Annotated in this window: 20 protein-coding genes; 3 read left to right on the top strand and 17 right to left on the bottom strand. The window is 53.7% G+C overall.

The features are described from left to right. Positions 1–2: 2 nt before the first annotated feature. The 4 genes from IE065_RS09510 to accB all read right to left on the bottom strand — a co-directional run bounded on the left by IE065_RS09510 (position 3) and on the right by accB (position 3,290). Entirely contained in the window at positions 3–803 is an 801-nt protein-coding gene (locus IE065_RS09510; protein WP_189514387.1) for a hypothetical protein, read from the bottom strand. A gap of 18 nt (positions 804–821) precedes the next feature. After that, positions 822–1,280, bottom strand: a complete 459-nt coding sequence (locus IE065_RS09515; protein WP_189514389.1) for an Asp23/Gls24 family envelope stress response protein — start codon at positions 1,278–1,280, stop codon at positions 822–824. Between the two features lie 104 nt (positions 1,281–1,384). Then, a complete protein-coding gene (gene accC, locus IE065_RS09520) occupies positions 1,385–2,764 on the bottom strand; it encodes an acetyl-CoA carboxylase biotin carboxylase subunit (protein WP_189514391.1) in 1,380 nt (459 codons plus the stop codon). A gap of 61 nt (positions 2,765–2,825) precedes the next feature. Then, a complete protein-coding gene (gene accB, locus IE065_RS09525) occupies positions 2,826–3,290 on the bottom strand; it encodes an acetyl-CoA carboxylase biotin carboxyl carrier protein (protein WP_189514393.1) in 465 nt (154 codons plus the stop codon). Between the two features lie 254 nt (positions 3,291–3,544). Between accB and IE065_RS09530 the strand changes: the two genes are divergently transcribed. Continuing rightward, positions 3,545–3,934: a hypothetical protein gene (locus IE065_RS09530; protein ID WP_189514395.1), complete on the top strand. Its 390-nt coding sequence runs from the start codon at positions 3,545–3,547 to the stop codon at positions 3,932–3,934. On the opposite strand, the gene IE065_RS09535 is transcribed toward IE065_RS09530, so the two are convergent. The 6 genes from IE065_RS09535 to hemN all read right to left on the bottom strand — a co-directional run bounded on the left by IE065_RS09535 (position 3,904) and on the right by hemN (position 13,664). Next, entirely contained in the window at positions 3,904–6,768 is a 2,865-nt protein-coding gene (locus IE065_RS09535; RefSeq protein WP_189514397.1) for a hypothetical protein, read from the bottom strand. The genes IE065_RS09530 and IE065_RS09535 overlap by 31 nt on opposite strands. A 54-nt stretch (positions 6,769–6,822) precedes the next feature. Then, positions 6,823–8,826: a DUF4340 domain-containing protein gene (locus tag IE065_RS09540; RefSeq protein WP_189514399.1), complete on the bottom strand. Its 2,004-nt coding sequence runs from the start codon at positions 8,824–8,826 to the stop codon at positions 6,823–6,825. A gap of 4 nt (positions 8,827–8,830) precedes the next feature. Beyond that, positions 8,831–10,309: a GldG family protein gene (locus IE065_RS09545; protein WP_189514401.1), complete on the bottom strand. Its 1,479-nt coding sequence runs from the start codon at positions 10,307–10,309 to the stop codon at positions 8,831–8,833. Next, positions 10,306–11,070: an ABC transporter permease gene (locus IE065_RS09550; protein WP_189514403.1), complete on the bottom strand. Its 765-nt coding sequence runs from the start codon at positions 11,068–11,070 to the stop codon at positions 10,306–10,308. The genes IE065_RS09545 and IE065_RS09550 overlap by 4 nt, the downstream gene beginning before the upstream one ends. Positions 11,071–11,073: 3 nt before the next feature. Next, positions 11,074–12,111, bottom strand: a complete 1,038-nt coding sequence (locus IE065_RS09555) for an ABC transporter ATP-binding protein (protein WP_200163292.1) — start codon at positions 12,109–12,111, stop codon at positions 11,074–11,076. A 191-nt stretch (positions 12,112–12,302) separates the two neighbouring features. After that, on the bottom strand, positions 12,303–13,664 hold the full coding sequence (gene hemN / locus IE065_RS09560; RefSeq protein WP_189514405.1) for an oxygen-independent coproporphyrinogen III oxidase: 1,362 nt from the start codon (positions 13,662–13,664) through the stop codon (positions 12,303–12,305). Between the two features lie 227 nt (positions 13,665–13,891). Here hemN and IE065_RS09565 point away from each other — a divergent pair, with 227 nt between their 5' ends. Both IE065_RS09565 and IE065_RS09570 read left to right on the top strand, forming a co-directional pair. Next, on the top strand, positions 13,892–16,078 hold the full coding sequence (locus tag IE065_RS09565; protein ID WP_189514547.1) for a ribonucleoside triphosphate reductase: 2,187 nt from the start codon (positions 13,892–13,894) through the stop codon (positions 16,076–16,078). Next, positions 16,075–16,761: an anaerobic ribonucleoside-triphosphate reductase activating protein gene (locus tag IE065_RS09570; RefSeq protein WP_189514407.1), complete on the top strand. Its 687-nt coding sequence runs from the start codon at positions 16,075–16,077 to the stop codon at positions 16,759–16,761. Before IE065_RS09565 ends, IE065_RS09570 begins: the two co-directional genes overlap by 4 nt. A 44-nt stretch (positions 16,762–16,805) precedes the next feature. Here IE065_RS09570 and IE065_RS09575 read toward each other — a convergent pair whose 3' ends face one another. From IE065_RS09575 to hprK, 7 genes are all read right to left on the bottom strand, one after another. Next, positions 16,806–17,555, bottom strand: coding sequence for a type III pantothenate kinase (locus IE065_RS09575; RefSeq protein WP_189514409.1), 750 nt, complete (start codon positions 17,553–17,555; stop codon positions 16,806–16,808). Between the two features lie 2 nt (positions 17,556–17,557). Further along, positions 17,558–18,568 (bottom strand): biotin--[acetyl-CoA-carboxylase] ligase, encoded by a 1,011-nt coding sequence (locus IE065_RS09580; RefSeq protein WP_189514411.1) that lies wholly within the window; start codon positions 18,566–18,568, stop codon positions 17,558–17,560. After that, positions 18,565–19,299: a carboxylating nicotinate-nucleotide diphosphorylase gene (gene nadC, locus IE065_RS09585; protein ID WP_229792084.1), complete on the bottom strand. Its 735-nt coding sequence runs from the start codon at positions 19,297–19,299 to the stop codon at positions 18,565–18,567. The genes IE065_RS09580 and nadC overlap by 4 nt, the downstream gene beginning before the upstream one ends. Beyond that, the gene (locus IE065_RS18015; protein WP_229792085.1) at positions 19,299–19,496 is read right to left on the bottom strand and encodes a hypothetical protein; all 198 of its coding nucleotides are present in this window, start codon (positions 19,494–19,496) and stop codon (positions 19,299–19,301) included. The genes nadC and IE065_RS18015 overlap by 1 nt, the downstream gene beginning before the upstream one ends. Positions 19,497–19,557: 61 nt before the next feature. Next, positions 19,558–20,172, bottom strand: a complete 615-nt coding sequence (locus IE065_RS09590) for a hypothetical protein (protein ID WP_200163295.1) — start codon at positions 20,170–20,172, stop codon at positions 19,558–19,560. A gap of 186 nt (positions 20,173–20,358) precedes the next feature. Beyond that, positions 20,359–21,759 (bottom strand): chromosomal replication initiator protein DnaA, encoded by a 1,401-nt coding sequence (gene dnaA, locus IE065_RS09595; protein WP_189514413.1) that lies wholly within the window; start codon positions 21,757–21,759, stop codon positions 20,359–20,361. A 557-nt stretch (positions 21,760–22,316) separates the two neighbouring features. Beyond that, on the bottom strand, positions 22,317–23,300 hold the full coding sequence (hprK, locus tag IE065_RS09600; RefSeq protein WP_189514415.1) for an HPr(Ser) kinase/phosphatase: 984 nt from the start codon (positions 23,298–23,300) through the stop codon (positions 22,317–22,319). Between the last annotated feature and the right edge of the window lie 77 nt (positions 23,301–23,377).

Raw genomic sequence — 23,377 nt, forward strand, 5'->3', positions numbered from 1 at the left:
GACTAGATTTTATCGTCGCGCTTTTTTTCCGAATCTTCGTCGTTTTCGGACAAAAGTGCGGAAAATTCGTCATCGGCCAGCAAGTCTTCCTGCTTAGACTCTTCAATAATTTCGGGCTCGCTTTTTTTACCGCCAAAACCGCCAAACAGTCCGGTTTTTTTGTTCTTCTGCTCTTCAATTTCTGGTTCTGGCTTGGATTCTTCCTTGATCGGCTTGAGCCCCTCTGGCTCTTTGGGAGTGGACCAACCAAAGGCCGATTTTTTCTCGGGTTCTGGCTCTTTCAGAGGCTCAACGGGAACGATTTGCTCTGGCGTAGGCTTTTCGGAAACAGGCTCGGGTAGTGGCGTGACCTCCGGCATGTGGTTGCTCTTTTTGAAGCCAGTGGCGGTGAAGCTCACATCACCAATGAGGATGCCGTGAGTGTCCTGGAAAATCTGGGTAACGCGGCGGCGCATCTGGTCCCGCACTTCGCCAAGACGCTGCCCTTGGTAGAGCTTGGCACGGATCTGAACATTGATGCGGCCATGCTTTTTCTTGAAATCAATCCGGGGTTTGCTGGCGGTTTCTACACCGTCACAGGCAATGCGGACGAGGTCGCGAAGGGCGGCGTTGGTTGTTTCGGCTACACCGCTTTCATCGCGAAAGACACGGAAGTTACGTCGGGAGCGCTTGATGCGCCACATGATGATGAGCACCAAGATGATGCCAGCAGCGCCAAGCCACCAATAATACCATTGAGGATTGGCAAACGAAAACGTTGCTTCGTATATGCTGCGTAGCCACTCCTTGAGTTTTTCTTCCATAAATTAAAACGGTCCTGACTAGTCGGTGTGTGGTGGATTCCAAGTATCCTTGGGCTCTTCGGTTTTGGTTACCTCCCGCACGCCGTCAATAAATACGTCTACCTTGCTGACGTTCTTGCCAGTCATGGTTTGGACTTGGTCACGGACATGCTGTTGGATGATCTTGGCAGTCTCAGCCAATTTCACGCCAAATAGCAGCTCCACGTGAATCTTGATCATGTATTCGCTGGCCTCGTTCTCAATGACTTCGACACCCTTTTCGCTTTTGCGACCACCAAAGGTTTCCCAGATGCCGTCGGCACCGTCCTTGACGGAATACACGCCTTCAACCTCCATCGTGGACATTTTCACGATGTTGGCGACGACCTGAAAGGTGATCTTAATCTCGTCCTCCGAATCACTTTCTTCGGTTGGGACTGGAATCGTATGTGGGTCCGGCTCGTCAATTGGAGCGTCAACTTTCTTTTTAGCTGGCATGATAATTGTGATTTATATCCAAATGTTTACGGCATATACCGCTTTAAATCAATCTCTCTCTTAACGAAAAAACCTGCGCACTGAAACACAATTTTTGATGAGTGCTACATTGAGTCGTCAATGGTGAAGACATCTCGTGGTGTTCGGCTGAGGAATTCTTCGATATATTTCGTTGTGTAGTTTCCGCCACGGAACACGGGGTCCTTCATCACGGCAGCGCAGAATGGGATGGTGGTCTTGATGCCACGGATCATGTATTCATTGAGCGCACGATACATGCGGTCCATCGCGATTTCGCGGGTGCGGCCGTAGACCATGAGTTTGGCGACCATACTGTCGTAATACGGAGGCACTACGTAGCCTTGATAGACATGGGAGTCCACGCGCACGCCGTGACCGCCGGGCGTGTAATAGAAGGTTACTTCGCCGGGGCAGGGCGCAAAATTACGGGTTGGGTCCTCTGCGTTGATACGGCATTCAATGCAGTGGCGAAGGATTTTGATATCCTTTTGGTCCAGCTCCATGGCTTCACCGCCTGCGATACGGATCTGGCGTTTAACCAAATCCAAGCCAGTGACTTCTTCCGTTACGCCGTGTTCCACCTGAATGCGGGCGTTCATCTCGATGAAGAAGAAATCGCCGTTTTTATCGACGAGAAATTCGACGGTGCCAGCATTCTGGTAACCGCATTCCTGAGCAATGCGAACCGCGGCGGCACCCATCTTTTGGCGAAGCTTATCATCGAGGAAAGGCGAAGGTGCCTCTTCGATCAGCTTTTGGTAGCGACGTTGCACTGAGCAATCGCGCTCGCCGAGGTGGATTACCTTGCCGTGTTCGTCGGCGAGAATCTGAAACTCAATGTGGCGCGGCTCTTCGATGTATTTTTCGATGTAGACATCGCCATTGCCAAAGGCTTTCTCGGCCTCGATGCGAGCGGTTTGGAATTCCTTGGCAAAAGCCATGGCATTGTGAGCCAAGCGCATGCCTTTGCCGCCGCCGCCAGCGACTGCCTTAATGATGACTGGGAAACCAATTTCCTTGGCGACCTTAACGGCATCTTTCTCGTCTGAGATGGGGCCGTCGCTGCCAGGGATGATCGGTGCTTTTGCGCGCTTGGCGATTTCCTTGGCCATCGACTTGTCTCCCATCAGGCGGATGGTTTCCGACTTCGGGCCGATGAACTTAATGTTGCAGCTTTCGCACTGTTCGGCGAATTCTGCGTTCTCAGAGAGGAAACCGAAGCCGGGGTGAATCGCATCCACGTCGCCGATTTCGGCGGCGCTGATGATGCGATCAGCTTTCAGGTAGCTTTCGGAGGAGGCCGCAGGCCCGATGCAGATGGCTTCGTCGGCCAGTTGCACGTGCAAGCTCTGCTCGTCCGCCTCGGAATAGACCGCCATAGTGCGGATGCCGAGTTCGCGACAGGCGCGTACGATGCGCAGGGCGATTTCGCCCCGGTTGGCAATAAGTATCTTTTGGATCATGGGATTACGCTGGCGCCCTTCCGGTAATTAACCGGCGGTGGCGCTTTCCGTGAAAAAACGATTAGGCCTTAACCTTGAACAGAGCTTGTCCGTATTCGACGGCCTGGCCATTCTCCACGAGAATTTCGACCACTGTGCCCGAAACTTCGGAGTTGATTTCATTCATCACTTTCATGGCCTCAATGATGCAGACAACGCTGTCTGGCTTCACTTTGGAACCCACGTCAATGAACGCTTTGCTGTCCGGAGTGGGGGAGCGATAGAAGCTACCCACCATAGGGGACTTAATTAAGATAACGCCTGGTTCATCCTTAGCGGCGACTGGGGCTGCTGGAGCTGCCAGTGATTCGACTGCTGGAGCCGGGCTGAGCGGTGCGCCAACTGATACCGGAGCGACAGTGAAGCCGCCATTGGCTCCGCCATTGCGACAGATTCGTAGCTTGAGTTCTTTTTCCTCAAGCTCGAACTCAGTCAGGTCCGAACGTTTCATTAGATCGACGATCTGTTTGATCTCCTTAATATCCATACGCAAAATAGAGGTGTGCGAGCAGGTCGCGGCTTTTACCGTGAAGTGAAAACGAAGAAGTTAGGCACGCCATGTCGGATGGCGCAATGCCTATTTTTAACTGAAAAAAGGCCTTATTCCCGCGTTTAAGGAAAAAAATGCCCTGAAACTGGGAATATCAGTGATTGTGGCATTCCGGATGTAATATGCAGGGAAACAATGCCCATGGCAGAAAAAATGGAATTTTTGTCGTAATTAAATGTCTAAACTTGGTTATGGTAGATAAGCATTTTCTGATCACGAGCAATCTGGAGAAGAAATACATTCTCTTGTCGATTTGGGATCAGCTCAACGAGCAGACGATCCGGCATATTCGTGAGGATATTGTTCCCTTACTCGAATTGTTCGATGAGCCGGTCAGCCTGATCATTGACTTGCGCGAAACATACGGTAGCCAGCTTGACGCGATTGACGCATTGCGTGAGCTGTGGTCACAATACGAAAAGACCACGATCAGGCAGATAATACGGATTTTCGCCAACCAAATGGACGATCATGGGACGAAAATTACAGATATTTTTCACCTGAAGGGAGTGCGCAAACACAGCGTTACTCGAATGAAAGACGCGATTCGCTACTGCGAGGATTTGTCTGTCGTCGCCTGATTCGGTTTTTTTTTCAGAGGCGGGATGACATCTGCATTGAGATTTTCCACCTTGGCCTGTCCGAAAAAGACACCCATCGGTTTTACGGAAACTTCATAGTCCGGCTTGGTCAACGTGCCGGTTAATTGGACTTCAATGGAGTTGGCGAGGGGGCTGAAAATGGAGAAGATTTCGTCGAAGATCGGTGTCTCCATATTGCCAAAGGGGTGGAGCGATATTAAGAAATCCAAGCTTTCCTGATCGATGTTGAAGTTGCCGTTGGTCACGATTTCTCCGGTTGCGCCTGAGACTTGGCCATTGGGGAAATTCAGGTTGCTCCGGGCCAGTGTGAAATCCGTTTGGGCATTGGTAAAGTTGAGCGTGCCCAGATGGAGGCCAATTGAATATAGGAAGCTGGAGAGGCCGCCGAGCAAGTGAAGCTGGCCGAGATTGGCATCGGTTAGCACCAGCGTTCCGCTGCCGGAGAAGGTGTTCAAGTCAGGCAATTGACCATGCGTGTCGAAGAAAAGTTTTACATCACCAGCATACCGTTCTTCAAAAGTGCGTGGTGCTTTGTCGTCATCATCATCGTCGTCATTGTCTTTGTCGCTACGGGCTTTCTTGGCGGCCTTGATTCTCTCCAATGCTTCTTGTTTGGCTCGGGCGACGCGCAGAAATGGGATCGCTTCGTAGAGTCCATAGAGCTTGGCGTCGATGATGCTGATTTTTGCGTTTTCCACGTAGAGTCCGCCATTGGGTTGGCGCTGGACAACCGTATAGAGAGCGGTTTTCCCGCCACCGAGGCCAAGGCGTCCTTGGCTGACCTTAATTTGTTCGGGCGTTAGTTCAAAGAGGAAACTACCATTGTCGAAGCGCACATCCTCAAATTCAAAAGGTCCGGGGAAAAAGACGCTTCCCTTGACGTAAAGATCGTCGGCGTGGATCGAGTGCTCACCGTAAACGATGCCCGCTAAATCCAGATAAGGAATCTCGTCACTGGGGAACTTTTTTGCGATGGGAACGACGGATGGGCCTGCCATGTTGGCTCCTTGGAGCAGCGGTAGATGCGTGCGCGCCAAGAAGGAAATGTAGTCATTCTCGCCATTGGGTAAATACTCCCAATGCAGCTCGACGGCTGCTCGGCCATCCTTGGTTTCGACATTGAAGTCAAATAAGTCGAGGTGTTGAACATTCTGCCAGATGCGCGAACGTGCCATATCAATGGGGTCGTCTTTGTATTTTACATCGCGCAGCTTTGCCGATCCGTAGATTTTATTTTTTGCACCGTTGGCACCATATTGACCGGACATGTCGATCTCGGCCTCGGGCGGCGTTTGGTTGAAGGTGAAGTCTGCCCAGAGATCTTTCCACCACTGATCAGGGATGAAGATATTCAGATCGCTCGGCCAGACCGTCCCTTTGGCCTGGAAGCGGTAATTGCCCGTCGAAAATTGCTGCTGGTAGTTGCCTTTGACCGCGTAGTCCCTGGCGTAGAGGTCCACGGAATATAGCTCAATTTCGTCTTCGGTTATGCGCCCCTTCACGCGCGCCGCTTCCAGATGAAGCTGATGATAGTTCAGTTGGTTAAAGCGCACGTCGAATTGGGAATTCCTGGGTTTCAGGCCAGGCAGGAAATCGACGGAGGCTTTCCAATAAGGGCGACCTGCAATGGAGATGTCGGTTGGGATGTCTTCAGCGGGGATTTCGGTGCTTTGCAGGAAAAAGGTAGGGTTCCAGCGGGCTCGAATATTGAGGCTTCCGCTCTCGTCTTTCGGATGAAAGGGACCATCGACCGCGAGCCAATTTAGCCCGCTTTTGAGGATGATGTGGCCCTTGATTGTTCCAGTGCTTTTTAGGTCGCGGAGATTCAGGCTACCAAAGGCACCATCAAACGGCAGGCCCCACGCCTTGATGTTGTAGCTGTAGATTTCTGCCGCCAATGGCATGCTGGTAAAGCCATCCAGTCCATTGTCCAGCCTGACGTGCGCTTCGCTAAAACCTGTCTCAACATCGTCTTGCCATTGTAGGCTGTTGAGGGAGACCTGCCCGAGGCCATCCGGCCGCAAAATCCCGTCCACCCCAAGTTTTGCGCGTAAGCGACTGCTGCCGGCCCCAAGTTTGACTTTGGTGGCTTCGTCGAAAAATCCGCTCATGTAGACTTGAGCGAGGATCTCCAAGGGAGCCTTGCGCTCACCACTTAACTCGATCCGTAAAATGAGGTCTTCAATTTTTGAAAATGGCTCCTGTAGTTCAATGAGACTTCGGCAGATTTCCATGTAGAGTCCGTCGATATTCAGCTTTTTGTCATGGGATTTGGATTCCATCCCTGGCAATGGAGTAAAGACATTACCGTTGATGTGCACCCGGGCCCCCAGCATTTGCAGGATGAAGGTGTCGAGCAACCAGTCTTGCCCCTGGCGTCGGGCATTAATGTAGAGGTTGTGGACCATGGGCTCCCTCTGTCCGCTGGGGGAGATCACTGCTGGGCAATAAAGTGCAGCATCTGCCAATGATATTTCAGAGGGTGTAAATTCTCCGACGAGCAAACGGATGATGCTGAACTTCACCAGCATCAGATCGGACTCAAAGAGCGGGTCGGTGTTGCCTTCAGCGAATATCTGCGTGCTGTGGGCAAAAATGATTCCCCGCAGATCCAGTTGCAGGCGGTCAAACTCAACACGGAATCCTTGATCCGCCAGTTCCTCGTCTAGCGTATCAACAAGAAAGGAGGGGATGGGGACTTCGCCGTCGCGAAGCAGGATAACGACTAGGAAGAGCATTCCGCCAAGGAACAGAGCCAGGAACGTGTTGACCACGTAATGAACTCCGATGCCGATGAATCGAATGATGCTCATCGCTCGATCTAGTGCAGATTGAACCCCAGTAAAGTGCGGGGCATGCGGATTGCGCTACTTGGCCTCATTTGGGGGAAGGGCTTGGTCTGGGGCGCGCCGCGGAGCACCGGAGTCCAAAGGTGCCTCGAGCACTTCTTTGGGGCTTTTGGGCGTATTGGGCGGCAGCTTTTCCAGAGTGAGTGGGAAGAGTGCATCGATTAGTGGCTGGGCGAGGAGAAACGTCACGTTTTGCCGTGGTGAGCCGCCCACTTGGCGTATGCCATCGCGGATGGTGAAATAATAGGAGCGTTTTTCGCTGCTGCCGTCGCCGCCAGGTAAGATGATGTCTGCGTCAAGACGGTATCGCCAAGGAAGGTTTGGTAGTTCCTTGAATTCGGGCAAAAGGTATTCCTTGACCTTAAAGTCCTTCAGCGAGTCAACTAAAGTCAGGATCTCCGACCGATCGATATCATCTTCGGTGAGGACGGTGGGCCACGTTTCGGATTCCGGTTTGATGCGTTTTTCCAGCAAGACCTTGTTTGCGGACAGGTCCGTGATAGTCAATGACTGGACGCGGGCGTCTTTGGGCAGGCTGGTGAGTGTACGGTTGCGATAGGCCAGCGAATCTGCACGCAGTGCTCCAAGGATGGAGAGGTCAACTGCATAGACAGATGCCTTGCCGGATGTTTTCGCGTAGAGGTTACGCGGGTTGGCCCAGGGGGGGGGGCTTGTTTGACCTTCAGGGCTAATGTTGTTGCCCAAAAGAAGCGTCCAATCTCTGGCTCCGCGGATGGTTACTTGGGCGACAGGATCACTCAGCCCCCAGGAGACCAAGTCGCTTGGTGCTGGTGCGTCGCTGACAAAGGCAATGACCTCCATCTGGTTGAGTTGCTGGATCAACTGCTCGACGAGTGGTGTGGCGGCGGTTTCGGTTTTAACTTCTCCTCCGCTGGATGCAGCGGCGACGCTTTGCCAGGCGGGTGGCTCATCAGCGGAACGCGGTTCAAGGCGTTGAAGCGTCAGGGTCTTGCCGGCGCGGTTGATTTCCAACGATGAGACCTTGGTGGGATCGAAGCGCAGGATGCGTCGTTCGCGTAATTCCTCTTGAGCGCGAGTCAGCCATTCAAAGGGGCTCTTCTGTACTGTGAAGATGGTGGTGTCCTCGCCGCCGTTTTCGAGGCGTGCGTATAGCTGAGGAGGAGTGTTTTCAGGAAGGCCAGTTACGGGGCCGCCCAGCAAGAGGGTCTGGCGACGGTTGTTGCCGCCGAGGGTGATGCGGAGCGTAGGCGTGGTGAGGCCAGCAAGCTCTGGGCTGATCTCACCCGTTGGGATAAGGCGCTCCACGCGTTGCCCCACGATGAGTGCCAAGGCATTCTGGACCAGTTGGTCATCGGCCTTGGCGGGCACCGGCGTTTCAAAAGACCAACCGTCGCTGCTCTTTACCAAGCGAATACGTTGCGCAGTGGTCTGCACAGTCAAGCTCTCCAGCTCAAACACGGGGATGTCGAAAATTCGCTGGCTACGTAGCTCGGCTAGTGGCACAGCAATGGAGCCGAGGAGCTCGTCACCAACTACGAGGACTTCTTTGCCGCCAGGGGCCATGACGTAGAGCCGGTTGCCCATGCCAGTGGTCGAGCCAATTTCCAAACGCGTCTCCTTGCCCTTGGCTGAAGAATCGTCGAGTGACGTGAGCACCAGTTCAAATTGTGCGGGGTCTAAGCCGAAGTCCGATAGTTTCTGGCCAGATTTTTCAATATCCGACAGGGGAAAATTTGCCTCTTTTTCGAGGAACTCAAGCTGCGCCAAAATCTTCTGAACGGCGTTTTCGTTGGCGGGCCACTTGACGGGGCTAGTCAATTGCCATCCGCGGCGGGTTTTTTCGAGGACGCGGGTCCGGGCTTGTCCGTCTTGGCTTCGCGCGGTTAAGGTGATACCAGTGATGTCGCCCGCTTGGGGCAGCACCAGCGCGCTCATATCCTTGATGACTTCGCGGGGGTCTTCCCGGTTTTCCAGATAATACAGGTAGTAAAAAGCCGCGACGTTGAGCAGCAAGAGCAAGAATGTGAGTTTCCAGCGCATAGGACTATCGACGGCGTAACATTAAAATCATGAGGCCGAGCACCGCCACGCCTCCGGGCAGCAGCAGCAGGCGCAAGTAAATACTCAGTGCTTCTTCGCGGCTAATCAAGAGCTGATGCTTCTCAATGACGCGGGGCGGGATATTCGCCATTTCCTCACGGTCGAGCATCCAGTTGAGCACGTTATGAAAGAAAATCGGGTTTGCGCCCGAGTAAAACTTGGAGTTGCCGACCCAGGCAGCGTTGCCAAAGACCGCGACACGGCCACCTTGTAAATCAAGACCCAAGTCGGATCCGGTCACGCGCTCCGAGGCTACGGCGAGGCTGACTGGGCCAGTCAGATCACTGGCTTGATTGAATTGATGAGGCTCCGTGCGGTAGTTGCGTTCGCCCCAGCTCATGGGCGAGGAGCCAATCAGCTCGACGACTTTCAGGCGATCATCCAGGGGGGAGCCGGGGTCGATGCGCACGGGGCGACTCAGGCCAAACAAGCTCTTGAGCGAGTGTTTGAGCATGAATTCTGTGGTTGGATGCTCGGCATATTTGGCTACCAGCATGTCGCCGCCAGTTGCGCGGAAACCGTCCGAGGCCTCCATCACCACCATGTCGTCGGCGAGCACGCCCCAATCGTAGAAAAGGTCATCCAAGCCATGGGGGCGGGCAGGGTCCAATAGAACAATGAGACGCCCGTCCCGATCATCCAAAAAGCGGCGGAGCTTTTCTTGTTCTTCAGGGAGAAAGGCCATTTGTGGTGCGGCAATCACGAGGATGGAAGCGTCTTCGGGAATGTCGTCGACTACGGTCAGATCCAATTCCTTGGCTTGGTAATTGCGTCGGCGAAGGAAGGTCGCCATCTGCGAAAGTCCCCGCCGTGGCGTTACGTCTTCCAGACTCATTTCACTGTGCCCGATGGTGAAGTAGAGCATTGTCTTGTCCGGGCTCATGACATCCAGCATTGCGGTCGTGAAGGCCTGCTCACCGTTGAAGACTTTTTCCTGTATGCTGTCGCTGGAATAGAGTTCGGTGGGGAACACCTCATGGTATTCGTCACCACAGATCACGACAATGGCGTTGTCCGCCTCGGGCTTAACATTATATTTGCGAACCAGTTCTTCGGCCACGGCGCTGTTCTTGTAGATATTGACGTATTCTACGGAGACGCCGACTTTGCCGTTGATGCGGGACTCATACTCAAACTCACGTAGCAAGTTCTGAATATCTTCAAAAATTTCCTCGGACTCCTGCGGGGCATTGTCCGATGGCTCAGTGACGATGATGCGGATCGGCTCCTTGATTTGCTGCAGATAGGCCAAGGTCTCTGGCGCGAGCGAATAGCGGTGCGTGCGGGTGATGTCCTCCCGCAGAAAGTGCTTGGCGGCGATCACGTTTAGCGCGACGGCCAAAGTCAATGCCAGTGTAATCTGGATGAAGCGGTTCATCCGTTTAACCCAACGGGCCACGCGAAAGTCGTCTAGTGCACTCATGCCTTACTTTCGACGACTAGGGTGGTGATACCGAGCAGCAGCATTGTCAGGCTGCCATAGAGGAACAAGGGACGACTATCGAGCACGCCCCGGCTAAAGTCCTCCAAGTGCTCGAATGAATTAAAATAATCCACGAGATCCCGCGAGTGGTTGATCCACTCAACGTCAATCAGTGGAAACTCCAGCATGAGTCGGCCACTCAGGATAATAACAAACAGCATGCAGAAGCTTAGCATCCCGGCCACGAGCTGATTACGTGTCAGGCTGCTCGCAAAAATACCGATGGCGACATAGAGCAGGCCACTGATGGCGATGAAAATGAAGCCGCCAATCATTGAGGCTGGGTCAAATAAGCGTTCCAGGGGGACGCTCTCGCCAGCGTAGGCATTGACGATATAGGGGAACGGTGCCGTTAACGCCCACAAAAGCATATAGAAGAGATAAGCGCTGAGGAACTTGCTCAAGACGATTTGCAGCGCGGTCGCGGGCGTAGTCATCAGGGTTTCCAGGGTGCCCATTCGCCGCTCTTCGGCGATGCTCTTCATTGTCAACAGTGGGACCATGAACCATACAGGTACCCAGAAGGTTTGGAAAAACCAGACCGAGGGCGTCATTTCCTGAGGAGCTTCCGCCGCTTTGCTCAACGCTAGATAATACATGGACGCCATGAGCAGCAGATAGAGCACAGCGGCAATATAGCTGGCCGGCGCAATGATCAGCATGCGCAGTTCGTGGGCTAACAGGGTGAAAAAATGACGCATGGCTTAGTGTTTCGGCATCGGCATGGCCGGACGGGTGTGCCCCTTAAACGGCGCGGCGGTTTCATCCCAGCTGCGGCGTGTGGCGGCCATGAAGATGTCTTCCAGATTGGGTTGGAGCCGGGCGATCTCGCGTATACGTGCATCGATCCGCTGGAGGGCTTCCAGAATCGGCTCGGTTAAAAACAATTCCGACGGTGCCAGCAAACGGTGCTCCCAGAAGCCGTCTTCGCGCTCTTCCGCGCTCTGGAACGTCAAATCCGGGCCTACATCGGCTAAGGCCTTTTTCAGCGCCATTTGGGTAAGGTTTACCCGGACGCGATAGGTCGTTTGTGGGAGGAACTCCTTGCGCAGACTGCTTGAATTGCCGTTGGCTACGATGCGGCCTTGATTGATGATGATGACACGGTCGCAGGATTTTTCGATTTCCGGCAAAATATGGCTGGAGATAATCACGCTCATCCGCCCGCGCAGGCTGTCAATCAGGTTGCGGATGCTCAGAATCTGGTGTGGGTCCAAGCCGATGGTTGGTTCGTCCATCACGATGACTTCCGGCTCGGCGACAATAGTGTCGGCAATGCCGACGCGCTGGCGGTAGCCCTTGGATAGTGAGCCGATGACCTTGCGTCGTGCTTTTCGCTGGAGATCGCAAATTTCCATGGCCTCATCGACCCGAGCCTTGACCTTGCGCATGGGCACTTCTTTGAGACGCGCCCGGTAGCGTAGATATTCTACCACGCGCATGTCTTCGGGGAGCGGATTGTGCTCGGGCATGTAGCCGACGTGGCGTTTGCTCTCGTAGGGGTTGCTGGCTACCGGAATACCGCAGATTTTTGCTATGCCAGAGCTCGCTGGCAGCAGACCGCAAAGAATGCGCATTGTGGTGCTCTTGCCCGCCCCGTTGGGCCCGAGGAAGCCCACCACCTGGCCTGGCTCTACGCGAAATGATACCCCGTCAATGGCCTTTACGCGCCCAAAGCGTTTGGTCAGACCGACGACTTCGATCGCCGGTGGTGGGGTTGCTGGTGATGACTCTTTAGGCACGATTGGAAATAAGACAGCTCAAGTATGGATTCCGTTCGATCGAAATTCCACTTTGGCCAATATTCTAAACCGGCAGAGCAAAGGCCATGTTCCCCGAAGAATCAAGTATCAATCCAGCGGGCTTTTTAGGATTCAGGCAGGTAATGCCCTTATCTAGGTTTACGAAACGATCAGCTCTGCGAATTGATCCTTTATACCGTTGAAGAGTATCGGCCCTGCTTCTGCGTCAAATATGCATCGAATAGCATCGCCAAATTCCGGATGAATAGTCGGCCTAACGATGTGACTTTAAGCCCTTGGCTCGTCAAGGAGATCAACCCATCGGCAGCCAATTCATCCAACTGAGAAATTGCGTCAGCGAAATGCTCCTGGAAGTTGATGCCCCACTTCGCGCCAATGTCGTCGAAATCTAGCGATAGATCACACATCAGTTTCATGATGACCGCGCCGCGGAGGCGGTCTTCTTGTGTCAGGCAGTAGCCTCTCGTAATTGGCAGGCAACCGTTTTCCAAGGCGGCACGATAAGCATCCAATTCTTTTTCATTTTGCCGAAAGGCCCCGGCCGATTGCGAAATCGATGAAACGCCAAACCCGCAAATCTCAACTCTCGCCCGCGTGCTGTATCCTTGAAAATTGCGCTGCAAGCTCTTGTTTTTTTGAGCGACCACCAACTCGTCGCTTGGCAAAGCAAAGTGATCCAGGCCAATGTATTCGTAGCCAGCTGTGGTTAACGTTTCGATGCAGAGTTTCAGCAAGCCGAGTTTCTCCGCCGCGCTGGGCAAACCGTGGCGCTCCAGATTTTTCTGGGCAGGCTTTACCCACGGGATATGAGCGTAATTGAAAATTGCAAAGCGCTCGGGGGAGAGTTCCAGCACTGCTTGCAAGGTCCGCTCAAAACTACTGATGCTTTGCCGTGGCAGGCCGTAGATTAAGTCAATGTTGATTGACGTGAAACCATGCGCCCGCAGCAAGTCCATCGCCGCGAAATTTTGTTCCTGCGGTTGAACCCGATGGATCGCCTGTTGGACTTCAGGATCACAATCCTGCACGCCGAAGGATGCCCGGGTGGCACCCATTCGGGCAAAGGCAGCCACATGCTCTTCGTTTAAACGACGTGGATCGAGCTCCACCGAGATTTCCGCATCATCGGAAAATTGAAAGCGCTTCTTGATGATGCTGCCCAGACGGTTGATCTGCTCTCCGGTGAGAAAATTGGGTGTCCCGCCACCAAAATGCATCTGCACTACGGATCGCCCGGGGAGTAGGATTTGGCTGAACAGCTCTACTTCTTTCTCAAGTAAGTTGAGGTAATCGTCTGCCCGATCACGCTTGATCGTGGTGATCGTGTGGCATCCGCAAAACCAACATAATGTTTCACAGAATGGCAGATGGAAATACAGTGATAAAGGAGCTTTCGAAGTCTTGGTTGCAGCGAGCAAATCAGTCGGATCATCAATTTCTTGAAAATGATTGGCGGGCGGATAGCTCGTATAGCGTGGGCCAGGTCGCTGGTATTTTTCGATCAAGGCAATGTCGTTATCGCTGAGTTCCATTCGGAATTGATTTAGCTTTCTAATGCAAAGCATTAAGGTTCGTTTTGCTTAAAATAAGCGCGCGTTTCCGTGTCATTTTCTGGCGCTTATATAATCATGGTTTTAACGTTTTTGCACGGACAAATGCAAGAATTCAGCCATGTTGAAAACACCAACTAAATCAAACAACAAGGATGGAAAAATTGACTGAAGTGCCTGACGAAATGCTTTTATTTGATCGGCCAGAGATGGCCTTGACCAGTGAGACCGACCTGCTCTTAAACACCGCTGGTATTCGCTGGATTCGTAAACGTGATGGGCAACGAGTCCCCTTTGATCCTCAACGCATTATCAACGCACTTTTCCGCGCGGGCGAAGCCACGGGGGAGTTCGATCGCGATCAGGCAGTTGCCATGGCCATCGAGGTCGTTAACCGGTTTCAGGCGACCAAACATTGTCGTGCGCCCAGCGTAGAATTAATTCAGGACATCGCCGAAGACGTGCTTATTACCTCGGTGTATCGCCGCACCGCCAAAGCGTTTATTATCTATCGTGATCAACATGCTCGCCGACGCTCAATCCGCCATCAGGCTAAGACTGAGCTGGTGGAGCAATACCTCAGCAAGCTCGACTGGCAGGTGCGTGAAAACAGCAATATGGCGTATTCTCTCCAGGGATTAAATAATTATATCGCCTCGGGCATCAGCGAGAACTTCTGGATGAACGAAGTCTATCCGCCCTCAATTGAGCAGGCGCACAAGCATGGTGATTTCCATATCCACGACACGAATCAACTGAGCGTTTATTGTGTTGGGTGGGACCTTTTTCAACTTTTGATGGAGGGCTTTCGCGGCGTGCCTGGGAAGGTAGAATCAGCGCCCGCACGGCATCTGCGTAGCGCAATGGGCCAGGTCGTTAACTTCTTCTACACCCTGCAGGGCGAGGCGGCTGGCGCACAGGCATTTTCGAGCTTTGACACCTTGCTTGCGCCCTTCATCCGCTACGACAAGCTGGATTACGCGGCGGTTCGTCAGATCATTCAGGAGTTTATTTTCAATATCAATGTCCCCACTCGCGTAGGCTTCCAATGTCCGTTCACGAATATCACACTCGACCTGCAATGCCCCGGCCATTACCGCGAACAGCCCGTGCTTTGCGGTGGGAAATTGATGGATGATGTTTACGGCGATTTTCAGGAAGAGATGGACACCTTCAATCGCGCCTTCTTCGAAATCATGACCGAGGGAGACGCTAGCGGTCGGCTATTTTCGTTTCCGATTCCGACCATTAATTTGACGCAGGATTTTAATTGGGAGAACCCCAACCTTGACGGGCTTTGGGCCATGACTGGAAAATTTGGGATTCCCTATTTTTCGAACTTCATCAACTCAGACATGAGTCCGGATGACGCTCGTTCCATGTGCTGCCGACTGCGGATTGATAACACCCAGTTGGAGCGGCGGGGTGGTGGACTTTTTGGCGCACACCCGCTCACGGGCAGCATTGGCGTGGTGACAATCAACTTGCCTCGTTTGGGGTATCAAACGCGCGATAAACGATCGTTTTTAAATCACCTGAGGAAGCTCATGGACCTTGCGCGCGACAGCCTGGAGACCAAGCGTAAGTTCTTGGAGGAGTTAACCGAAGCCGGCCTGTATCCCTACACCAAGCACTACCTGCGCGATATGAAGGAGCGGCACGGCGTGTTCTGGAAAAACCATTTTTCGACGATCGGATTGGTCGGCATGAATGAGGCCTGCCTGAACCTCTTCGGCGCGAACATCGCCTCTGACCGCGGGCGTAACTTTGCCGCCGAGGTGCTGCAATTCATGCGCGAACGCTTGATTCAATATCAGCAGGAGACCGGGAATCATTACAATCTGGAGGCCTCGCCCGCTGAGGGCACATCAATGCGCCTCGCACTTAAGGATCAAGAACGCTGCCCCGGCATCATCTGCGCAAACGCCTCCGAAGTGCTTCGTGGCAGTGCGCCGTACTACACCAACAGCACGCACCTGCCAGTCGATTTTTCGGAAGATCCATTTGAGATTCTCTCCCTGCAAGAAGAAACCCAGGTCCTTTACACCGGCGGCACCGTGATCCATCTATTCCTCGGTGAGCGCGTTACGGATCTTGTCGCAGTCCGCGAATTCGTGAAAACCGTCGCGTCAAATTTCACGCTGCCGTACTTCTCGTTGACGCCGACGTTCAGCGTCTGCCCGCAGCATGGCTATCTTTCCGGCGAGCATATCAACTGCCCCCAATGCGGCGAAGAGAGCGAAGTTTACTCACGCATCGTTGGTTACTTACGGCCAGTCTCACAATGGAATGATGGCAAGCAAGCGGAGTTTCGGCGACGAAGTCGGCTGAGCGTGGCAACCGACGGGCACCCCAAATTACGTCATCAACGCCTTAAACAATCCGAGATGCTTTGAACATTGGTGGACTCATTCGCAATTCACTGATTGATTTTCCTGGCCGACCCACGGTCGTGGTCTTCACCCAAGGCTGTAACTGGCGTTGCCCATACTGCCACAATGCAGCATTAATACCGCTTCATGGAGTGAATCAAATTGCGCCCGACGCGGTCTTTGCGGTGCTCGACCAGCGTCCGGCTACAGCGCGTAGCCTCGTTGTCACTGGCGGCGAACCAACGCTCCAGCCGGGACTGATCTCATTTCTACAAGAGGCGAAGAGGCGGTGTGTGACGGTTAAACTCGACAGCAACGGCAGTCGACCAATGACCCTTCGAGAAATTATTCAGGCCGAACTGGTGGATTACATCGCGCTGGATGTCAAAGGCCCGCTAGCGCGATACCCTAAGTATTGTGGTAAACGTGTAACGCTCGCCGCGCTCCGGGAATCGATTCACTTGGTTATGCTAAGTGGTGTGGATTATGAATTTCGCACAACGGTCGTTCCGGCTTTGCATTCCGTAGACGACATTGCGGCAGTTGGCCATGAACTCGCTGGTGGGCGTCATCTGTACCTGCAACCCTTTCGGTCCGAGCAAACGCTTCGCCCGAAGCTGCTCGGGTCTGACGAGCCATCCCGCGCATTTCTGGAAAGCTGCGCTGAGCGGGCACGTCGCTGGATCCCGACAACGATCAGAATATAGCCAACGTTAATCCAACAGATGAAAGCGAACTGTTCGCCTGCCAATTAGTTTCGCCGACGTTGTGCTTCCGCCAGACCCAGCAAGGTCAAATCCGGCTCAGCCCGGTATTCACTCAGTGCCTCGCGTAAAAAGCCCCGCGCCGCGCCGCCGGTTAGTAAGACCGTAGGGTCACGCTCACCGAGGGCCGCATATTCCTCCCTTACCCCCACAAGCAGGGCACGGATCATGCCGGGATAGCCCCGGGCGCAACCCACGTTCATGGCCTCGACAGTGCTGCGGCCAATGCGTGGTGCCAAGTCGAGGTCCGTCGTGTCTAGACGTGGGAGTAGGGCGGTTTTCTCGTGCAAATATTCGGTCATTGTGGCGATGCCAGGGGCAATAATTCCGCCAATGTAGCCTTGTTGCTCAGTCACGAGGTCAAAAGTCGTTGCGGTGCCCATATCGATCACCACTGCGGGTGCGTCGACCAGCAGTTGCGCGCCAATCGCGTTGGCTAGGCGGTCCTGTCCGATTTGTTCGGGGTGGGGATAGCTGATAGGAAGGCCGGGAGTGTCGTCACAAGTCAGTTGCCAAGCGGGGCGGATGGCCGTTGATAATGCCTTGGCGAGCGCCTCGCCCGCGGCTGGCACAACACTGCACCAACTGACTGGGCCACTGGTCGTAGCAAGTAAATCCGGCAGGGCGGCTAGCAGCTCTGTCCGCGGCACATCGCCTCGATTCGCCAGTGTGTTGCCCTTTGCGACGGCCCAGTGGACCGAAGTGTTGCCGATGTCAATGACCAGAATTTCGTCCATGATTACTCAGCGGAATAGCTATCGTGCAGGGAGACATCTCCAGCGGCAAAAGTGCGGACTTCTCCGTTCGCTAACCGCAGTTGAAGAGCGCTGGAGGCGTCCATGCCAACCACTTCACCTGAAATGTCACCTCCATGCGTGGAAATTGTCACCTTATGGTGATTAATGGCTGAGTATTGTGCCCAAAGCTCATTCATCTCGGCCTCGATATTTCGCTCGATATAGTCGTGATAGGCGTTGGCGAGCTCGGAGATCACCAATGCAGCCACAGCACTCATCGAAAAGGTTTTCCCCACCGCCTGCGACAGGCTCGTGGCAATGCTGCGGACCTCAACGGGCCAGGTCTCGACGGCGCTATTGACGTTTAGCCCAAGCCCAAGGATCAGCTCGCGCATCCGGTCGGCATCCAGTCGCGCCTCGGTCAGAATCCCCGCTAATTTTCGCCCATTAATCAGTAAGTCATTGGGCCATTTCGCCAAAACACTTGCCCCGCTGAGTGCGGATAGTTTTGCCGCGATCCGTAGACCAATCCAAACCGTAAAGCGTTGCATGAAAGCAGGTTGTCGATCGGGTCGAACACCGAAGCTAAGCATCAAGTTGCCAGAGTCGTCGCTGTGCCAGCGTCTGCCCAGTCGGCCGCGACCGGCGCTTTGCCGTCGTGTTATCACCACTAGGGGACTTTCTGTACCATCGGTCAGCCGCCGCATCGCCTCATCGTTCGTGCTGCCGCATTCATCCAGTAGAATCCAATTAATTTCCGTCTTTTGCGCCTGCAGTTCTAACGCGAGGAGCAGGGGGTGGAGTGTGGTTGGCTCGGAAACCAGCGCATAGCCTTGGCGGCGCACGGCATCGATTACGAATCCCTCTTCTTTGAGCCGGTCGAGGCGGCCCTTAATGCTAACTCGCGACACACCAAGCTGTTCGGCCAGCATTTCACCGGAGACATGACCGGGCTGAGCGTCTCGCAGGGTCTGCAACAGTGTCAAATCCGGGTCTTGGAGTGGGGTGTTCATTGCCAGTCCAATCCGATGTCCACCCAAGCGGCCTGATGGATCGTTGCTCCGGTGGAAATAAAGTCTAGCCCGAGGGTAGCGAGCGATGGTAGGCGCTCAATTGTGATCCCGCCACTGGCTTCAGTGAGTGACTTGTCACCGATCAGTGAAATTGCTACGGTAAGTTGATCATTGGTGAAATTATCGAGCATGATGACGTCCGCCCCGGCGTCCAACACGGGTGGAATCTGCGTCAGATCGTCGACTTCCACTTCGATGCCAAGGTCCGGACGCTTTGCACGTGCAGTGCTGACGGCTGCGGCGAGTCGCTCGCCCTTATTCGCTTGTTCAGCCGCCAAGTGGTTGTCCTTTAGCATGATGCGATCATAAAGGCCTAGGCGATGGTTCCATCCACCCCCGCAGGCCACCGCGTATTTTTCGAGCATCCGGTAGCCGGGCGTGGTTTTACGCGTATCAAGCAGGCGCGTCGTGGTGTCTCCGAGTGCTACGGTGTAGCGATGGGTTTCGGTGGCGATGCCGGTCAAGTGTTGAAGGAAATTGAGAATCACGCGCTCCGCTGTCAGGATCGTTGCCTTAGCGCCTGACAGCTCGCCGAGGCATTCGCCGGGCTTAAGCGTGGCGGCATCTGTCACTGCAGGCCTAAATGTCACCGATCCGAGACTTTTTCCGTAATAATCCAGTATCATCGCCACAATTGGGAGTCCCGCGACGGTCATTGGCTGGCGCGCCATCAACTTTGCCCCCCCCCCCCCCCCGGCAATATGACGGTTTGGGTGGTTGCATCCCCGGTGACAGAGGGGATATTTGCCAGCCCCCCCCCTTTGAGGTCTTCGAACGAGGCCATTTCGATGAGCCGTTCGATCCAGCTAGGGTCTAGGTCAGCCCAAGAAAGGCGGTGGCTGAAGTCATCAAGTGGTCGTTTGCCCATGCCACATCCTCAATTTCCCCAAGACATTCGCCAAGGCAAATTCTTCCTGATGAGAATTTTGCTACCAACCGACGGCATTACGTTCGCCCTGCTTGGTGATGTTCTTTTCGTCTTCCCAGACTGCGAGGCCGTTGTTGGTCTGGGTGAGGCTGAGCTGGAAAGTATAGGTGACTTGATTTGTGCGGCCAGCAGAAGCACGGTCTTCGAGTAGCTTCCCGGTCAGCGTAAAGTAGGGTAAAGGCATGGATTGGGTATCATTTTCCTGAAACTGCTTGATCTCCATGGTCTGTCGGGCGAGTTCGTCTTCGGCCGAATTACCCAGCCCATACGTGGTCGTGGTGACAACCTTGCCGCTCTGGTTCAGGGCGACACGAATTTTTTTGGTCAGGTAATCGGTATCAACGAGCTGTGTGGTCTTGTTGGTAATGCGGCCAATACCCAGCACCGCTGGCTGGCTGGGTGCTCGGTCCAGTACGCCTGAGAGGAGCATGCTTTGCACCATCTGATCAGCCGCAGAGGCCCAGTCCTGGATGTTGATCTTGTCCAAACTGATGATTGTCTGGGTGCCTTGGGAGTCCACGTAGCGCCCGTCACGCCCTGGTGTTCCAGAGGATTCACATCCGGTGAAAAGAATAGGCAGAGCAGCGAGACTGAGCAAGGCAAGGTGTGTTTTCATGATGGAAAGGATAGAAGGTTTGGCCGGAAATACGAATGGAATTTCACACAAAGACGCAGTTGCTAGCCCTGAAGTCGTTATTAAGAGCTGTCAAATGGAGTTTTGCACCATCGTTGCCATGATAATCTTAAAAAAAGCGAGGCCTCAGAAGGGGCCTCGCTTTTATAAAAACATTGCGAGAATGGCTTAACCGCGCCCTGAGGTGAGTTGCTTCTTCAAATACTCGACGGTGCGGGAGACATTCTCGTCCTGCTCCATGATGTTCTCGACTGTTTTGCAGGCGTGAATCACGGTGCCGTGGTCGCGCCCGCCAAAGGCGTCGCCGATTTCTTGGAGGGAATGACTGGTCAGTACGCGGCTAAGATACATGGCGATCTGCCTCGGGAAGGCGATGTTGGCTGGGCGTCGTTTGCTAACCATGTCGCTGAGGCGCAGCTTGTGGTAGTCAGACACCTTTTGCTGAATCTTTTCGACAGTGACCTGTGTCTGCGCTTCTTCGTGGAGAATGTCCTTGAGCAGAGTTTCCACGGTGTCGACATTCAGCTCGCTCTTCATCAGGGCGGCGTAGCCAGCCACGCGGGTCAACGCGCCTTCCATACGACGGACATTGCGTGAAACTCGCTCGGCCAAGAAGTCGAGGATGGCTTCAGGCAGGTCGAGATTCATGTTGTGCGCCTTCTTGCGGATGATGGCTAGGCGCGTTTCGTAGTCTGGCGGCTGGATATCCGCCATGAATCCCCATTGAAAACGGGAAACAAGGCGACTCTCAAGGCGGGCGATTTCACCCGCAGGCCGGTCACTGCTCAGTACGATCTGCTTCTGACGCTCGAAGAGCTCGTTGAAGGTATGGAAAAATTCTTCCTGGATTCGCTCTTTGCCCGAGAGGAAGTGAATATCGTCAATCAGGAGGACATCGACTTGGCGGTAACGCTGGCGAAAGCGCGTCACGCTGTTGGTTTGGATGGCCTCGATGTATTCGTTGGTAAACTTTTCTGTTGAGACGTAGGCGATGCGTGTGTCCGGGCGGCTTGTCAGGATGTGGTGCGCCACGGCGTGCATGAGGTGGGTCTTACCCAAACCAGTGTCGCCAAAAAGAAAGAGTGGATTGTAGGCCTTACCGGGGCTGGTGGCCACTGCGAAGCTTGCCGCTTGCGCCATTTGGTTACCCGATCCTATCACGAAATTTTCGAAATTATTCCGTGGGTTAAGGATCAAGTTGGGGCGATTCAACTCAGCAGCGGTACGGCTAGTAGGGGGGGGGGGGACGCCGGGGCGAGCTTCGCGCGCGGTTTCGATTTGGGCGCGTTCGAGGCGGTTGGCATCCTCAGTGACGGTGTCCACGATCACGCTCAGCGTCATTGAGCGGCCAGCGGCTTCCTGTAGACGGCGGGTAATGAGGTCCAGATAATTATCTTGGATCCAAATGACGGCAAAATCATTCGGGGCTCCTAGGGTGATACCTTCGTCGGTTTCTTCGAGGCATCGGAGTGGCTCGAACCAAGTTCGATACACGTCATCTGGAAAAAGGCCGGAAAAATCGCTTTTTACGGTGTCCCAGAGTTGAAAGTTTACAGTTTCGTTAAGCATTCCCGTCACAAATTCAGCAAGTTTTATTCACAGTAGGTAAAAGATCAAATTGGCGGCTTACTCGACGCGTCGCCCAGCGCTGAAGCGGCCAGTGGCGATTTTAGTAGGTGAATAGTCCGTCAATGAGCGGTGTTCCAAGTTTTTAGTTTCGCAAATAATTGGTTATCATTGTTTTACGATTTTTATTTTTTAAAGAAATCAGGGAAAGCAAGGCCCTCGCAACAGTGTGTTGTTAGGGGCATATCAAACCCAAAGTAGAACGAGGTGGACAAGTAAATTTGGCTTGTCGGAAATTGTCGAGTGGAAGTTGTTCGCATGTTATCCACAGAGCAAAAGTGTATAATCTGTCACCCAGCAGTTGCATGCTGTTCTGTAAAGCGGTTCCGTCGAAATAGCGGCGGATGAAGTAGTTACAGAAGCGTGTCATTAGTATCGATTGTGCAGCGGATTGGCTGAAGCATTTATTGTGGGCAAATTCCGCGGAAAATGTAACACAAAAAGTTTAGTAATTTTTAATATATTCGAGTGGAAAAAAGGTAAAATTTTCGCGTCATGCGTTAACTTTTGGTTACAGCGCTCGGTTTAGCGACTTTTTCCATGTGCGCAATGAGTTGATCATTAAATTCTTGGGCAGAGTCGTGGCCCATATTGCGTAAGGCTTGTACCATGGCTGCTGCTTCGGTGAGGCGTGCCATATCGCGCCCGGGTTTCACGGGAATCTCGATATGGGGGATTTTGGCCCCTAGGATTTCGTAGTAGGCGCGTTCTAATCCGGTGCGCTCCTCAGGCATGCCGGGTCGCCATTCTTCAAAGGTGATAACGAGGTCCACGCGCTTGTCCAGACGGACAGAGCGGATGCCAAACATGTCAGCGACATTAATGATGCCCAAGCCACGACACTCCATATAGCCACGGCCTAGCTCGGCAGCGGAGCCGATGATTTCCTGTTCTGAAACGAGGCGACAGTAGATGAGGTCGTCTGCGACCAAGCTGTGGCCACGCTCAATTAGGGCCAGTGCACATTCACTTTTGCCCACGCCACTACGACCGCGGAGGATTACGCCGATGCCCTTTACATCGAGCAGAGTGCCATGGCAGGTGGTTGTGGGCGCGAAACGGCCCTCCAGCAGCAGGGTGGCCTGGGCAATGAATTCCCGAGTCGACAACTTGGTGCGTAGGAGGGGGACGCGGTGCGCTTCGGCTTCGTCGCGGAGTGGCTTGGTGGGTGCCAGATTGCGACTGATGATTACACAGGGCACATGCTTGGCAAAGATGTCCTTGAGGACGGAAATTTGTTTGTCCGCCGGCATATCCCGGAGGAAGGCCATTTCGCCTGCGCCGAAGAGCTGGATGCGTTTGTTGGCGAAATAGCGGAAGTAACCGACCATGGCCAACGCTGGGCGGTTGATGCTGGCATCGCGGATAACTTTGTCTAAGCCTTTTTCGCCGGCAGTCAGCTCCAGACCAAGCTCCTCCTTGTAGGATTCGTAAAAATCTTTGACGGAGATGGTCTCTATGACTTTGGGGTCGTTACGGGGCATGGCAGAAACTTCGAATTAAAAGACCCGCCCTTTCCCAAGCAGGTTCATACAAGAATAGAAAAATTCCAGTGGTGGTG

This window comes from Cerasicoccus arenae (assembly GCF_014651635.1).
In the GTDB taxonomy this organism is placed as follows: domain Bacteria; phylum Verrucomicrobiota; class Verrucomicrobiia; order Opitutales; family Cerasicoccaceae; genus Cerasicoccus; species Cerasicoccus arenae.